This is a genomic window from Peribacillus frigoritolerans, from assembly GCF_030676415.1.
GTDB classification, from domain to species: Bacteria; Bacillota; Bacilli; order Bacillales; family DSM-1321; genus Peribacillus; species Peribacillus frigoritolerans_A.
Genome location: NZ_JAUUTW010000044.1, coordinates 1 through 14,787 on the forward strand (window position 1 = coordinate 1; position 14,787 = coordinate 14,787).

Below are 14,787 nucleotides of genomic sequence, written 5' to 3' on the forward strand. Positions count from 1 at the left end.
TCGTCCTGAGCCAGGATCAAACTCTCCGAAGAAATGTTTGACTTGCTCATTTGCTTTTTTGATAGTGTGTGCTCACTTAAAATTTAACGTTGGCGCTTTGTTTTGTTCAGTTTTCAAAGAGCAATTTCACAATCGTTCTTTCGAACGGCTTGTTTATTCATCATAACATCTTATTGATTAGTTGTCAACTTCTGCGAAGTTTTTAACTTATTTTAAATCGCTGTGTTTTTCAGCGACCATTTCATCTTATCATTTTCATAGTAAGAAGTCAATAGTTATTATTTCTTTCAGCAATCAGCCAAAAGCGATGAAGTTTTTCGTTTGTCTTAGTTGGTGCTTATTTATATTAATCCCATTTCACTTTAAAGTCAACGGTTTTTCTCCATTTCTTATATTTAAATCTTGAACCGGTTATATGCTTCTTCAGTTTATCAACAATTCCATGACAGCACTTATATAATAGAAGGAATGGCAACCATACGTGGAATAGACCTAATAAGTATCTTTATATCCTTTTTTAATGCTACTTAATGATAATGAAGTTTGGAATATAACCAAGTTGACTTCACAATTTTCATTATGCTATTATATAACCAAGTAAAATAATCGGAATAGTTAATTTTATTTATAAACTTTCTTTCAATAAAACTTAGCTAAATTAAAGGAGATGGGAATATGACAGCAGCAATGGTAATACCAGGTGCGGAATCTTTTTTCTTACCCGGCAATTCTATCGGCATTCTTATTTGCCATGGTTTTAACGGAACGCCACAAAGCGTAAGGTATTTAGGTGAAAAATTCGCAGCCAAAGGCTTTACTGTCTTCGCTCCTCGACTGGCGGGCCATGGAACGGATGAATATGAAATGGAAACGAGTCATTATCAGGAGTGGATTCAAGATGTTGAAATGGCTTATGCAAAATTAAAGCGAACCTGCACCCATGTATTCGCCATCGGACAATCAATGGGAGGCGCCCTTGTTCTCGATTTAGCGGCAAAAGTGGCTTGCGATGGAATTCTCACCATCAATGCCGCTCTCCAAGTTCCTGAATATGAAATATATCGTACCCAATCGGTTCCACGCTTCGTTCCTGAAGGCAAGCCTGACATAAAAGACGATACAACTAAAGAAATCACATATGACCAAGTTCCTTCAAAAGCGATTAATCAATTGCTTGATATAATGGAACACACCAGTCAAAAACTAATAGACGTTTCGTGCCCGATACTTCTCTTCCATTCTCCAGAAGATCACGTTGTACCAGACTCGTGTTCCTATCATATTTACGATACTGTCATGTCCGGTGATAAAGAGATGGCCCCCCTTTTAAATTCATATCATGTGGCCTCGTTGGATCATGACAAAGATCATATCATTGAACGGTCATATCAGTTCATTCAAAGGTTAAGTAAAAGGGCAATAATCGCTTCTTAAACTCTTCTCCATATAAATCAGGTTTACCCATACACTTCATGGGTATATATAGTATATAAAGAAAAAGGAGGTAACATAATGAGCGGTTTATCAGACAAATTAAAAAGTACTGTAAATAAAGTTAAAGGTGAAACGAAAGACCAAGTCGGAAACGCGAAAAATGATCCTCACTTACAAGCAGAAGGTAAAGTCGATAAATTAAAAGGCAATCTCCAAGATGGCATTGGTAAATTGAAAAATGACCGTTAATTGCAAATAGCCGAATACATGATTCACTCTCTTGACGAACATTCTCATTTCATGTATAAGTGACCCCCCATTTATAGAAAAGAGGCGGCAGATAATCTGCCGCCTCTTTACTTCTTCAATTTGCTTGAATAACAACAACACACATATCATCAGGTTGATCTTGCTGCATTTCCGGGGACATCAAAAAATCGATAGGGGGAGATTCTTTACAATCAAACCATCTCGTCGAGACCGCATCTTTTATTTGGTCGAGCCCTTCCGTCCCTTCTCGATCTATTGCTTCCATGACTCCATCCGTAAATAACATAAGCTGAATCTTCTCTTCATAATGAATGACGGACTTCTCTATTTTCATCTCGGTGAAGAACCCAACAGGACATGTCCCTTTTGAAAGTGAGGCCACTTTTCCATCGTCCATTAAAGCAAATCCCGGAGGATGTCCGGCATTCACATATTCCACTGTCTTTTGCTCTGTATCAATGATCATATAGATCGCGGTAAAATAATAATGCACTTGATTATCTTCTTTATTAAGGGTACTCATCCAGCGATTCATTTCGTTTATTACTGCCACTGGATCCGTATGTGTCCTGATGGCATCCCTCAATACGGAGGAAATGAACATGCACACAAGTGAGGCGGATATGCCATGCCCCATCATATCCAACAGGATGATCCCATACCGATTTTCATCGATACGGTGCCAATAGTACATATCCCCTGCTAATTTATTCGCAGGTAAGTATGATGCCCTTATAGTTAAGTGGTCATTTATAATGGGTTCACTTAATAAGCTGCTTTGAACCTGCATGGAAAGATCCAATTCATTGCGGATTTTTTCATCCTGCATTTTATGCCAATCTTTTTCATATTTAAGTCTTAACCCCACGCGAATCCTCGCAAGTAAATCTATTTTATTGATAGGCTTCATTATATAATCAATTCCGCCAACATCAAGTGCCTCGGCCACCTTGTTTGAATCTTCAAGGGCGGTCACAAAAATGACGGGTATATCTCTAAGGTGTGGAATACTTTGAAGTCTCCTGCACGCCTCTATCCCATCGATCTCCGGCATCATGATATCAAGCAGAATGATGTCAACTGAAGTCTCTTTAGGTTGCGGACTATCCACCTGTAAATATTCAAACATCTCAACAGCTGAAGTTAATGATAGAAAATCCGTATAGCCAGCTCGTTTTAGAATTTTCTCTATAACGAAAAGGTTAACCTGGTTATCATCTACGATTAAAATCGTCATTCTTTCATTCCCCTTTTGGCTTATATCGAACGGCAACATTTATCTTTTTTATATAGAACAGCACTTTAATAAAGCTCCCTTAATAGGGATTTTTCTATTATATTATAACGAAGTTCAGTCTCTTTTAATAATAAGAAACCACAGTAGTGGGTCTGCATGGATACCAACTCATTGTTTATACCCCTTCTTCCGATACCTTAAACATAGAAATGCAAAAAAAGCGCAAAATGATTCACTAAATTAAAAAGAAAGAGTCCGCTTATATGCGAACTCTTTCTTTTACAACTTCCGATAAATTCGTTCCTTTGAGTCAAAGTCCTCATAATCTCCCGAAAAGGATGATGTATGAAGTGTTTCCTTGCTGCCAACCGCAAGGAAGCCGTCTTTACAAAGACTGTCATAAAACAACTGATTAACATAGGTCTGTAATTCACCGGTAAAGTAAATCATCACATTCCGGCACATGATGATATGAAACTCATTGAACGAACCATCTGTAACTAAATTATGCTGGAAAAACACAATGTTTTTAAGGAGATTCGAATCAAGATAAGCATTTTGATAATCGGTTGTATAATACTCCGAAAATTCCCGGTTACCTCCAGCTTGCAAATAGTTTTTCGTATAAGACTGCATTCTATTTAAAGGTAATATTCCTTTTCCTGCATGACGGAGGACTTCATCATTCATATCAGTGGCATAAATCCTTGCCTTATCATAAAGTCCTTCTTCCTTGAGGATGATCGCCATGGAAAAGGCTTCTTCACCGGTTGAACAACCCGCATGCCAAATTCTGATTTCAGGAAGTTTTTTCAGTAGCGGTACAATATTTAAACGAAAGGCTTTAAAGAACTCCGGATCACGAAACATTTCAGTGACATTTATTGAAAAATCTTTCAAAAGCTTCTCGACATACCCTTTTTCATATAAAACCATTTCTATCATTCCGCTAATCCTGCGAATATGGTCCAGTCTCATTCTATTTTCAACTCTTCTTTTTATTGAAGAACGCATATATTTGCGAAAGTCAAAGCCAGAAACGGAATAAATGGCCTCTAACAATAATTCGATTTCTAAATCTTCTCTTTCTTCAATCGTTAAAGTATCCTTCATGCAAAACCTTCCTTACCCGTACTATCAATCAATTAGTCAGCCATACTCTTAGGACGGATAGCAGCTGATCCAATTTTAATGGCTTGCTGACATAATCGGAAGCGCCGGCCTTCAGGCATTTTTCCCTATCGCCTTTCATCGCTTTCGCAGTTAGCGCGATGATTGGAAGATCCTCGAACTTACTTTGCTCGCGAATTCTGGTCATCGTTTCGTAACCGTCCATGCCTGGCATCATGATATCCATCAAAATAACATCTATATCGTTTCCTTTTTCAAGGAGTTCCAAACATTCGTAGCCGTTTTCAGCTGTAAGGATTTCCATCCCCTCATGCTTCAGCGCATTTTTCAGAGCGAATATATTACGGTGATCATCATCGACGACCAGTACTGTTTTATTGCAGAATGGTTTGGCTTTATCCCGATCTTCTTCATCCATTATAACTACATCCGGTTCTCCCTGACCGCCAAAAGGCGCGGAAGAATCATCGTGGTTAGCTGCTGCCACTTCTGGAGAAGCAGCTATTGCTTCGCCGACATTTTTGAAGCCCTCTGGCATGCTTGGAATAAAGAGAGTAAAGGTACTGCCTTGCCCTTCTTCACTATCTACAATGACCCAGCCTCCCAGAAGTTTGGCAAACTCCCGGCAAATCGATAGCCCAAGTCCAGTACCGCCATATTTTCTCATTGTAGCTCCGTCACCTTGCTGGAACGCTTCAAAAATAAGTTTTTGCTTCTCTTTTGATATTCCGATACCCGTATCCGTCACCTTAATTTCAACCCAATTGCTAGCTCCTTTTGTCTGTATCCATTGTGCAACATTTTCTTCATCAGCTTTTTTGATTTGGACAGACACAGAACCTTTTTCCGTGAATTTAAATGCATTGGATAACAAGTTTTTCAAAATTTGCTGGAAGCGCTGTTCATCCGTAAAGAAAATATCCGGAACGTTTTTACTTTTTTCTATTATAAAGTCAATGTTCTTTTTCTTCGCTACATGATCGAAGTTACGGTGCAATAACTCAGGAAGTTCACTCAAATTCATTTCGTCAAAGACCACTTCAAGCTTTCCGACTTCAACTTTTGATAAATCCAAAATGTCATTGATCAACGTTAATAAGTCTTGGCCTGATGAATTAATGACACGGGCGAATTCCTGTTGCTCTTCATTTAATTTACTATCATTTGGATCTGAAAGCATTTCTGATAAAATCAGAATACTATTGAGCGGTGTTCGCAATTCATGGGACATATTTGCCATGAATTCGGATTTATATTTGGAACTTAACTTTAATTCTTCCGCCTGTTTTTCAAGATTTTGTTTTGCGACTTGAAGCTCTTTCGATTTTTCTTCCGTTTCACGGTTTCTCTCTTCTAATTGTTCATTGATCATCCGCAGCTCTTCAGCCTGTGTTTGAAGTTCCTCCGATTGGGCTTGCATTTCCTCTGACTGTGATTGCAATTCTTCCGATTGCGCCTGTAACTCTTCGGTCTGTGCCTGTGATTCTTTTAATAAACGCTCTATTTCCATCCGGCCCTCTACATTATTAATCGTGATGCCCAGAGTATCAAGAACCTGGTTCAAGAAATGTTTTTGCAGCTTCGTAAAGGCCTCCAAACTCGCCAGTTCAACCATTGCTACCACTTCATCCTCAAAAACGACTGGCGCAATGACAATGCTTTTCGGGTTGACTTGCCCCAATCCTGTCGTAACCAATTGAAAATCTTCAGGGATATCGTCAATGACTTTAGATTTCTTTTCAAGGGCGCATTGTCCGATCAAACCTTCGCCAAGACGGAATTCACGTCTGCCTGAGTCTTCGCCATCTCCAGCAAAGCTGGCAAGCTTCACAAAACGCATATCCACACCCTCACCCCGTTTGACGTAAAAAGCTCCAATTGAAGCTCCCATCATCGGTGCAAGTCTTGTAATGAACCGGTCAGCCAGGACTTCCACATCAACAATGCGCTGATACATGGTAGCTATATCTGCAACACGGGTCTGGATCCAATTCTGTCCGCTGATCTTTTCGGTGAAATCTTTCTCTTTTTGATTATAAGCTTCAAGCGAATCCGCCATTTCATTGAACGATCTCGCTATTTCACCAATTTCATCAGTAGTCCGAACCGGAATTCTTGGTATGTCCGATAAATTTTTAAAATCGATATTTTTGATGACCTTCGTAATCGATTGCAGATCTCTCGATGTACTGCGAATCATCCAAACAACTGTTACGGAAATAACCAAAATGCTGAGAATAACCGCCAAAATCACAAAACCGATCATATCTTCATAGGTTTGTTTCGAATTACTTAATGTGTCTTTCATGACACCTTCTTGGTAATCCTTAAAGTCATCCATCGTACTGATGACTTTCGTTCGTTTTTCCCTCTGGTCCTCCATTAGGCTTGAAAGATCATCCGATGAGTTTCCCGATTTTATCTTTTGGATGATTTCAGCCTCTGTTATGGAGTAAGAAGCATATTGAGTCTCGAACTCTTTCAATAATTGCTTTGCTTTAGCCTTATTTAACGAACCTGATAACCCAGCAATTTTTGATTCAATCAAACTATGATTTTCATTGATGATATCGAGGCTCTCTGCTCTTTCTTCTTTGTTTGCATCATTAGCTGCAAACAAAATCTCACGGTCCGACCTAGAAAACAACTGACGGATTTCCATCGAATCTTGAACTTTTTCATAGCGATTTTCAACTATTTCAGTCATGCTGCTCTTTAAATTGTTAAGCGTAACCATCATGAAAGAAAGTAAAATAGCCAAGAAAAGCAAGATCAAGCCAAATCCCAACATTTGCTTCTTCTTAAAACTCATTTTCCCGCCCACTTTCCAAACTTATTTATACCAGCCCGAAATAAACGGCACTGCAAAATAAATCTTAATGCTATCTTTAGTATTACTTTTTGAAGAATTTCCCCTTATATTAAAATGATATATAGATAGATTCATGCTCAAAGTCAATTTTAACATTTTCTAGGTTAAAATAGTTACCTACAGTGTTTTTTTAAATGAATTCCTTTTCCAATTAAGTAACAGTCTGCCTTACCCATCGTTACCAAATTGACTTGTTCGTACCTTAGGACATAATAAAAGCCGAAAGTTTCATCTTTCGGCTCTTGTTGTGATCCTATTTATTTAATCTTCTTCACTTCAACATATAAAACATGGTGGCCGTCCATTTCCTTTACAGTAAATTCATATCCGGCGTACTCAATTTTATCCCCGACAGCAATCTCAAATCTGCCGGTCAGGAACCAACCTCCCAATGTATCGATATCTTCCTCCGGCAAATCGATCGCAAGGGTATCATTTACGTCTTCAACCAATGTTTTTGCGTCAAACACATAATGCCCTTCATCAATTTTTTGAATGAGCGGACGTTCATCCTGGTCAAATTCATCACGGATTTCCCCAACGATTTCTTCAAGGATATCTTCAACCGTAACAAGACCAGCAGTTCCGCCATATTCATCAGTCAAAACAGCCATATGGATCCGTTCCTTCTGCATTTTCAGCAGCAGATCATGAATGGCGATCGTTTCAAGAACACGGATGATGGGTGTTACAAAGGAATCCACCGTCAAAGCTGTTACATTATCTTCTGTAATCGTCGCTGTATAAAGTCTCTTGATATTAACCATTCCCACGACATTGTCTTTATCACCGTCTATGACCGGATACCTTGTATATTGTTCTTCTTGAATCAGTTCAACAACTTCCAATAATGGCATGCCCTTTTCGATAACGGTCATTTCCGTACGCGGAACCATGATTTCATTGGCAATACGCTCATCAAATTCAAATATCTGATTTACATATTTGTATTCCGATTGGTTGATCTCACCGCTTTTATAGCTTTCCGATAAAATGATGCGCAGCTCTTCTTCGGAATGGGCCATTTCGGACTCGGATGCAGGCTTTAATCCGAACATGCCTGTCAGGAGACGTGCAGAACCATTCAGTAACCAAATGAATGGGTACAAAATGCGGTAAAAGAGAATTAACGGCTTTGCAAATAGCAAGGTTACCTCTTCTGCCTTTTGAATCGCAACCGTTTTCGGTGCCAGTTCGCCGACAACAACATGAAGGAATGTTACAGAACCGAACGCGATCAGGAACGAGATGATATGACTTACGGACTCCTCTAGTCCCCATTTAGTGAACAATGGATTTAAGATCGCCTCGACCGTCGGTTCACCCAATACCCCTAAGCCTAAGGCGGTTACCGTAATCCCCAATTGACAGGCAGATAAGTACTCATCGATATGTGATGTCACTTTCTTGGCTGCGAGGGCATTTCTATGCCCTTCTTCAATCAACTGATTGATTCGGGAACTTCTGACTTTCACGATTGCAAATTCCGATGCAACGAAAAATGCGGTTAATGCTATTAATACAGCTACTGCTAATAATTTTATAAAAATCTCCAATATGTGCGGGTTCGCCATATAGTGCCTAACCTTCTGACCTTCGGATTGGACATGTATGGCTTAATCCCAAGCACCTCCTGTATAAATGGTTATTTTCGTTTCAAAAAGGCGATTTTCGCCTTATAACATGAACCAAAACCATTTAGCCTATATCGTTAATATGCACCTTTGTGCATAAAACTATAAAGATAAAATTTAATCATACCAGCAACCCTAGTAATGATTGGATCAAGGCCATGCTTTCACGGGATATCTGTTTTTTTAGAAGAAGCTCACTTTTTCCGTCCTTTTCAATCAAGCTGATGAATTCCTGAAGTTCTTCGTTCAGGCCACCCATTTTATTCTTGAGTTGAAGACCTTTTTCCGCAATTGCGGATGCGGCTTCCTTATCATTTTTAAGTATTTCTTTAATATCTTCCAATGAAAGGTTTTCTCTTTTGTATCCTTCGATACGGCGGAGCCTTTCAAGTTCACCGACTGAATAATAACGGTAATTAGAGGCGGAACGTTCTGCTTTAAGCAAGCCTATGTTCGTATAATAATCTACGGTTCGTTTCGTAACGTTCGCCATTTCCGCCAACTCGCCAATTTTTAAAGTCTCGTTCCCAACATAACCCCTCCTAACCGTCACGTGATGGTTTGACAAGCTGAAAGTATGTCCTTTCCTCCATGACGTTTTATTCTATTCTCTAATCGTACATTATTTTAATTGAAATGAAAAATATTTATTATCCTCTTTACCCTTCATTGGAAAAACAAAAACCGATTAATTGAATAATCGGTTTAATTTATAATTTAATCCACGGATTTATTTTTTTGTTTTAACTGAGAATTGATTGCTCAATATCTTAGGACCGCATTGGCATAGGGAAGAATGCTTTAGCTTTTTTATGGGTGTTCCACATGTATCACAAACTTTTGCTACCATTTATACTGTCCTCCTCACTTTAATTTCTTGTTATACATATTATACTACCTTTATTATAATAATCAATACTAAATTAAAATTATTGTAAACAAGGTGGTTCTTGACTTTATTTTATTAGCTTTTGACTTCACAAGTGATTAAAATAAAGATAAAATATAATAAAGCATATCAGAAAGGTTGGTATTAGTATGACGAGTGAAATTCGCTCCATTCCCCGTCCCTTAGTACGAACGAATCAATGGGTCATTTTGTTAAGCGTAGCCACCGCCTTATTAACGGGACAAATATGGATATTAGTGATTCCTTTAACAGCAGGACTTTTGGGTCTTCTCTTTAATTTCAATCCAGTGATGCGTCTCGCCAAGCTCTTTCTGAAAAAGAAACCCTCCGATTATATTCCAGAAGATCATTCACAGCAACAATTCAACCAGGCCATAGCAGTCGTTTGCTTAGGACTTGGATTCACTTCTTTTTTGCTGGGTTGGAATGTTACCGGTTATATATTCATCTTGATGGTCGGAATGGCTTCTCTCATAGCCATTCTTGGATTCTGCATCGGCTGCTTTATCCTTTATCAATGGAAGCAATATTCTTATCGCCGATCTATTCGCTAATACCACACATAATGGGACTGACATGCGTCAGTCCCATTTTATTATTCGGTTGCACGTAAGGAATTACTCTTTTTGACCCAAATGGCGGCCAATGCAATCAGCAATATTAATACAGCTTGCGGCACCAGAGTTTCCATTGTTGGATAAAGACCTATCGTTTCTACAAACGGGAAGGAGCTGATCGTATTTGTCTGTATCACTTGCGAAACCTGAAGTGAATGGATGGAGACTCCAAGAATCTTGAAAGCCAAGGCATATATGAGTATCGTTGCCACTTTAAAGAATAGGGTCATCGGTAATTTCACACTGTAACACAGCATGATGAAACCAATTACCACTAATATGAGGAAGGCAAGGAAAATCCCGCTCAGCAGCTGCTTTAATTCCATATAAGGAGCCATTCCAGCATAAAAGATAATCGTCTCGGCACCTTCACGGAATATGGATAGAAAACTGATTAAAGCGAAAGAGATGATGCTTCCCGTCGCAATGGCTTGGTTCATTTGCTTGTCGATATACCGATTCCATGCATGCACATTCGATTTACTATGAAGCCAAAGACCAATTGTCAACATCATTGATACGGCTATTATCCCGGTGATTCCCTCAATATATTCCCGGCTTGACGCAGCCGTGATCTGAGAGAAAACGATATTGATTATGACCGCCAATATGGAACTGGCAACTAAACCCGCACCAACCCCTGTCCAAATCCATTTTTGTTTGTCCGCTTGCCCGATTTTCTTTAGGAAAGACAATAATGTAGCTACAATCAAGAGTGCTTCCAACCCTTCCCGTAAAAGGATCAGAGCGGCATCCCATGTAGTATAACCCGTATCATCAATTAAAGGGAGTAACCTTGTGCTTAAATCGGATACGATTCCCTTCGCTTCCTCCGACTTTACCTTTTTCGATTCCAATAGGCTGATTACGGTCGGGACTTTCGTTTCCATATCGCTGTAAAGCTTGCTATCCCTTGTGGAGACCTCCCCTTCGACATTAGGCCAAATTGTTAAGATTTCATTTAGCTTATCAACGGCGGAATCGATGTCATCCTTTTCAATATCCGTTGCACTTCCTTGTAAAAGTTGCGTTACATCCCCAAGTGAATAGGTATTCTTCTGGCTTCCTTCTTCAACTTTACCAGCAAGGAAATCCTCGATTAGACCCTTCAATTCAGTTAGATTTCTTTGGGCTTTTTCCGAATCAGGGGGGTCTTGAGTAATCGCTATCCGTACAAATGCCATTTTCGTTTCAAATTCACCATATGCAGCAACACTTTTCTCCCTGACAATGACCTCTGCGCCGGTCCATTGTTTCAGGAGGTCGGTATATAGAACTTTAGCTTGATCAAAGTCACCTTCAGTTATCAAAGCGGCCAACTTATCTATTAAAGGAAGTATCGCTTCTAACCGTTCTTTATAGTCCGTCTTATCAACAGGGTTTACATTGGTATCATAAATAACAAGCGTACTTGATAATGCCGATAATCGCTTCTTGATTTCATCTGTGGAGGCTTGGTCCCTCACAGCACTTTTTACCGCGGATAGCCTATCGTCGACTTTCCTCGCACTCTCGCTGTCCGTTTTCATCGTTTTCCAATCATTCTCGAATAGATCGATATTTTTCGATACTTCCTCAAGGTCTCCGGATTTTACCTTCATTAGACTATCGCCAATATAAACAAAAAGCTGATCATGGTTTTCACCCGCCGAAACCATCCTTATATCAGTCGAAAGAAATAAAAGGCTGACTATTAAAACCCACATCCCAGTCTTCCATCTAGAAACGGTCATACTGGTCCCTCCTTATTCATGAACTAAAATCGCCAACCGGATAATATCCATGCTGGCGATTTTCACGTCCTCATTTTATCCAAAAAGGGAATCCCCAATATAGCCACCCTTTTTCACACCTGGTAAACAAGCGAACATGGCACTGCCCCTGTGAACGATATATTCGTTGAGCTTATCATTTTTCGCTAGTCTCTCTTGTATAGGTATGAATTGTTTACTTGGGTTTCGCTGAAAACAAATGAATAGCAAGCCGGCATTGAAGCTCCCTGTTTTAGGATCCATTCCATCTGCATATGAATAGGGACGCCGCAATATCTTTGCTTTTCCATCCCCCCTGGAGAGACTCATATGCGAATCTTCTGGAATGACCCGATTTCCATTTGGGTCTTTAGCTTCGAGATCCACGGTATCGAACTCATTCTTCATTCCTAGTGGAGCTCCACTGTCACGATGACGGCCAAACGTATTTTCTTGTTCTTTCAATATTGTCCGGTCCCAAACTTCAATGTACATCTGGATTCGGCGCACCACCATATAACTGCCTCCAACAAGCCAGTCAGGACCGTCCTCCTCCTTCACCCAAACATGTTCATTCATTTCATTATTATCATTCGTATCCGGATTGACAGTCCCATCCTTAAACCCGAATAAGTTTCGCGGTGTCGTTTTTTGTGAATCGGCTTGCTTAGTCCGTTGAAAACCTGTTTGTGCCCAATGAATGATCGTTTTCCCTCTGCCGATCCTCACTAAGTTCCGGACGGCATGAAAAGCCACTTGAAGATCATCTGCACATGCTTGGATACAAATATCCCCACCGCTCCATTCATCATCTAACGCATCTAAAGGGAATTTGGGCAGATCCTTTAATTCTGCAGGCCTTTTTGTTTTCAAGCCAAATCGATCTTTGCCATCCTTTGAAAACAGGGTCGGCCCCACTCCAAAAGTGATCGTTAAATTGGAAGGTGATAATTCTTTCGCTTCTCCCGTATCTTTTGGGGGCATATTAGTATTAAGTGATGCTTCGCCAATCAAATTCCCCGCTGTCATCTGAGCAGCAGCCTCTGTCCAATCCTTAAATAACTGGATTAAGTCGGACCTTTTATCTGTGGTTACTTCCAATGATGCGAAGTAAAGGTTATCTTGCGCTTCAGTCGTGATACCCGCTTGATGTGCTCCGTAAAAAGGAACAATATCCTTAGTTTGTCCCTTCGCCTTTTGTTCAGAAAGTGTCAGCAGCCCGCCAAATCCAGATGCTCCTAGCACGACTCCAATTCCACCGACTCCTGCCGTTTTCAACATATTTCGACGACTTACCTTTTTTGTAAAAAGTCCGGATTCATCTTTCGGCGTATGTTCTTTCAATTAAGATTCCTCCGTTACAATCCCTATTTGCGAAAGTGGTTCAGCTAATGCATCAATTGCTTGACTTAACTCTTTTATTTCAGATTCCTTTAAATCCGTATATGAAATGTAGCCATTCCCTTCCTTATGCTTTTCAAGCAAGCCGTATACATCGTCAAAACGTTGTTGGATTTCCGCAGCAAGCTTCGCGTCCTTTTCTTTTAGAGCTGGAGTAAGCAAATCATAAATCTTTTCTGCACCTTCAACATTTGCCACGAAATCATATAAATCGGTATGGGAGTATCGGTCCTCTTCTCCTGTCACTTTACTCGTGGAAACTTCATTCAATAAGTCCACCGCACCTGTGATCAACAAATCGGGTGTTACCTCAACCGTTTCAACTTTGGCTCGAAGCAAATTGACATCACTCATTAATTGATCTGCATACTTTTTGTATCCCTTCGTTGTATTTTCTTGCCATAACCCCATTTCAATCTTATGGTAACCGCCCCATTCTTCCTCTTTGACATCCCCTTCACGCGCATCGATTTTGGGATCAAGATCCCCAAATACTTCAGCGATGGGTTCCGCTCTCTCATAATGCATGCGGGCTGGTGCGTATAATTCCTTCGCCTTTTCGATATCACCGGCAGATACGGCCGTAGTGAATTCTTCCGTTGCGTTTACGAACTCTTCTATTTCACCAATGGCATATTCCCGGTACTCGCTAGATACATCATCAAGCTTACTCGCACTCACTTCTTTGGCATTATCATCTGCCTGTTCAGTTCCTTCCTTTTCCTGCGCACAGCCAAATAATAGGCTGGTTGATAGTAAGACTGCTAATGACGCCTTTGCTTTCTTCATTTTGGATTCTCCCTTTGAAATGATTTGTAGATTCATATTAGCAGATAATGAGAATCATTATCAATATATATTTTAAAGGAACGTGACATTATTCATTCTCTTCTAAAAGAAAATCAACTCTATCCCTTTTGCTTTCGCAGGATAAGTAGCTCCCAGCTGGCTAAAATAAAAAAGGCAGCCTGCATCAGCTACCTTTCACGTTCATTCATTAATTTGTCATTCTCTTTGTCCATGATTTTTGTGATATCCTCAACAAATTGATTGATCAATATTAGCTCTTGCTCATTATAAGCGGAGCATAAATCTTTTGTGGCCACAGAGAGCGATTGATAGTGCAATTTAATCTGTTCCTGTCTTTCCGGTATGGGCACAATCATTACCCTTCTTCCGTCCAATTGATCTCGTTCTCTTTTAACATAACCGGATTTCTCAAGGCGATTGATCAGTGCCGTAACCGAGCCCGTGCTCAATCCTGTAATTTTGGATAATTCACCGGCGGTAATCGGTCCTGTTTCATTCAATATTTCAGCACTCTTTAAGTCCGTATGGGACACCCCTATTTTCTGGGCCATATTTTGTTGAAATAAAACGGATCTCATTCCATACCGCTGCAATCTCTGTGTTAAACTCTCTAACAGAGCTGCATTCACCCTATTATCGCTTGACATAAAATGCCACCCCTTTTACACTTAAATTTATCTTGATTTTCAAGATAAATGTTTTGTTCCATCTTAACGTTTA

General features: G+C 39.9%; 12 protein-coding genes. 3 read left to right on the forward strand and 9 right to left on the reverse strand.

Annotated elements, in window-relative coordinates:
• Positions 1 to 675 precede the first annotated feature (675 nt).
• Positions 676 to 1,434 (forward strand): alpha/beta hydrolase, encoded by a 759-nt coding sequence (locus Q8G36_RS25665; RefSeq protein ID WP_305162610.1) that lies wholly within the window; start codon positions 676 to 678, stop codon positions 1,432 to 1,434.
• A 78-nt stretch (positions 1,435 to 1,512) separates the two neighbouring features.
• On the forward strand, positions 1,513 to 1,683 hold the full coding sequence (locus Q8G36_RS25670) for a CsbD family protein (protein ID WP_305162612.1): 171 nt from the start codon (positions 1,513 to 1,515) through the stop codon (positions 1,681 to 1,683).
• A 115-nt stretch (positions 1,684 to 1,798) separates the two neighbouring features.
• Here Q8G36_RS25670 and Q8G36_RS25675 read toward each other — a convergent pair whose 3' ends face one another.
• The 5 genes from Q8G36_RS25675 to Q8G36_RS25695 all read right to left on the reverse strand — a co-directional run bounded on the left by Q8G36_RS25675 (position 1,799) and on the right by Q8G36_RS25695 (position 9,146).
• Positions 1,799 to 2,941, reverse strand: coding sequence for a PP2C family protein-serine/threonine phosphatase (locus Q8G36_RS25675; RefSeq protein WP_305162613.1), 1,143 nt, complete (start codon positions 2,939 to 2,941; stop codon positions 1,799 to 1,801).
• A 279-nt stretch (positions 2,942 to 3,220) separates the two neighbouring features.
• Positions 3,221 to 4,054, reverse strand: a complete 834-nt coding sequence (locus Q8G36_RS25680) for a CheR family methyltransferase (RefSeq protein ID WP_305162614.1) — start codon at positions 4,052 to 4,054, stop codon at positions 3,221 to 3,223.
• A 28-nt stretch (positions 4,055 to 4,082) separates the two neighbouring features.
• Entirely contained in the window at positions 4,083 to 6,884 is a 2,802-nt protein-coding gene (locus Q8G36_RS25685; RefSeq protein ID WP_305162615.1) for a response regulator, read from the reverse strand.
• Positions 6,885 to 7,201: 317 nt separating this feature from the next.
• Positions 7,202 to 8,518, reverse strand: coding sequence for a hemolysin family protein (locus Q8G36_RS25690; protein ID WP_370694125.1), 1,317 nt, complete (start codon positions 8,516 to 8,518; stop codon positions 7,202 to 7,204).
• Between the two features lie 181 nt (positions 8,519 to 8,699).
• Positions 8,700 to 9,146 (reverse strand): MerR family transcriptional regulator, encoded by a 447-nt coding sequence (locus Q8G36_RS25695; RefSeq protein WP_305162616.1) that lies wholly within the window; start codon positions 9,144 to 9,146, stop codon positions 8,700 to 8,702.
• A 470-nt stretch (positions 9,147 to 9,616) separates the two neighbouring features.
• Between Q8G36_RS25695 and Q8G36_RS25700 the strand changes: the two genes are divergently transcribed.
• Complete coding sequence (locus Q8G36_RS25700; protein ID WP_305162617.1) at positions 9,617 to 10,042, forward strand: DUF4395 domain-containing protein; 426 nt, start codon at positions 9,617 to 9,619, stop codon at positions 10,040 to 10,042.
• Positions 10,043 to 10,083: 41 nt separating this feature from the next.
• On the opposite strand, the gene Q8G36_RS25705 is transcribed toward Q8G36_RS25700, so the two are convergent.
• The 4 genes from Q8G36_RS25705 to Q8G36_RS25720 form a co-directional block, all read right to left on the reverse strand.
• A complete protein-coding gene (locus Q8G36_RS25705; RefSeq protein ID WP_305162618.1) occupies positions 10,084 to 11,838 on the reverse strand; it encodes an FTR1 family iron permease in 1,755 nt (584 codons plus the stop codon).
• A 75-nt stretch (positions 11,839 to 11,913) separates the two neighbouring features.
• Positions 11,914 to 13,200 carry an iron uptake transporter deferrochelatase/peroxidase subunit gene (gene efeB, locus Q8G36_RS25710; RefSeq protein WP_305162619.1) on the reverse strand — a complete coding sequence of 429 codons (1,287 nt, stop codon included), beginning with the start codon at positions 13,198 to 13,200 and terminating at the stop codon, positions 11,914 to 11,916.
• Positions 13,201 to 14,046 carry an iron uptake system protein EfeO gene (gene efeO / locus Q8G36_RS25715; protein WP_305162620.1) on the reverse strand — a complete coding sequence of 282 codons (846 nt, stop codon included), beginning with the start codon at positions 14,044 to 14,046 and terminating at the stop codon, positions 13,201 to 13,203.
• A gap of 188 nt (positions 14,047 to 14,234) precedes the next feature.
• On the reverse strand, positions 14,235 to 14,714 hold the full coding sequence (locus Q8G36_RS25720; RefSeq protein WP_305162621.1) for a MarR family transcriptional regulator: 480 nt from the start codon (positions 14,712 to 14,714) through the stop codon (positions 14,235 to 14,237).
• Positions 14,715 to 14,787: the final 73 nt, after the last annotated feature.

Bases quoted from the DNA above. Each gene is read 5' to 3' on its own strand.
- Q8G36_RS25685 (WP_305162615.1), bottom strand. From the start codon at position 6,884: ATGAGTTTTAAGAAGAAGCAAATGTTGGGATTTGGCTTGATCTTGCTT.
- Q8G36_RS25700 (WP_305162617.1), top strand. From the start codon at position 9,617: ATGACGAGTGAAATTCGCTCCATTCCCCGTCCCTTAGTACGAACGAAT.
- Q8G36_RS25680 (WP_305162614.1), bottom strand. From the start codon at position 4,054: ATGAAGGATACTTTAACGATTGAAGAAAGAGAAGATTTAGAAATCGAA.
- Q8G36_RS25670 (WP_305162612.1), top strand. From the start codon at position 1,513: ATGAGCGGTTTATCAGACAAATTAAAAAGTACTGTAAATAAAGTTAAA.
- efeO (WP_305162620.1), bottom strand. From the start codon at position 14,046: ATGAAGAAAGCAAAGGCGTCATTAGCAGTCTTACTATCAACCAGCCTA.
- Q8G36_RS25690 (WP_370694125.1), bottom strand. From the start codon at position 8,518: ATGGCGAACCCGCACATATTGGAGATTTTTATAAAATTATTAGCAGTA.
- Q8G36_RS25720 (WP_305162621.1), bottom strand. From the start codon at position 14,714: ATGTCAAGCGATAATAGGGTGAATGCAGCTCTGTTAGAGAGTTTAACA.
- Q8G36_RS25705 (WP_305162618.1), bottom strand. From the start codon at position 11,838: ATGACCGTTTCTAGATGGAAGACTGGGATGTGGGTTTTAATAGTCAGC.
- Q8G36_RS25665 (WP_305162610.1), top strand. From the start codon at position 676: ATGACAGCAGCAATGGTAATACCAGGTGCGGAATCTTTTTTCTTACCC.
- Q8G36_RS25675 (WP_305162613.1), bottom strand. From the start codon at position 2,941: ATGACGATTTTAATCGTAGATGATAACCAGGTTAACCTTTTCGTTATA.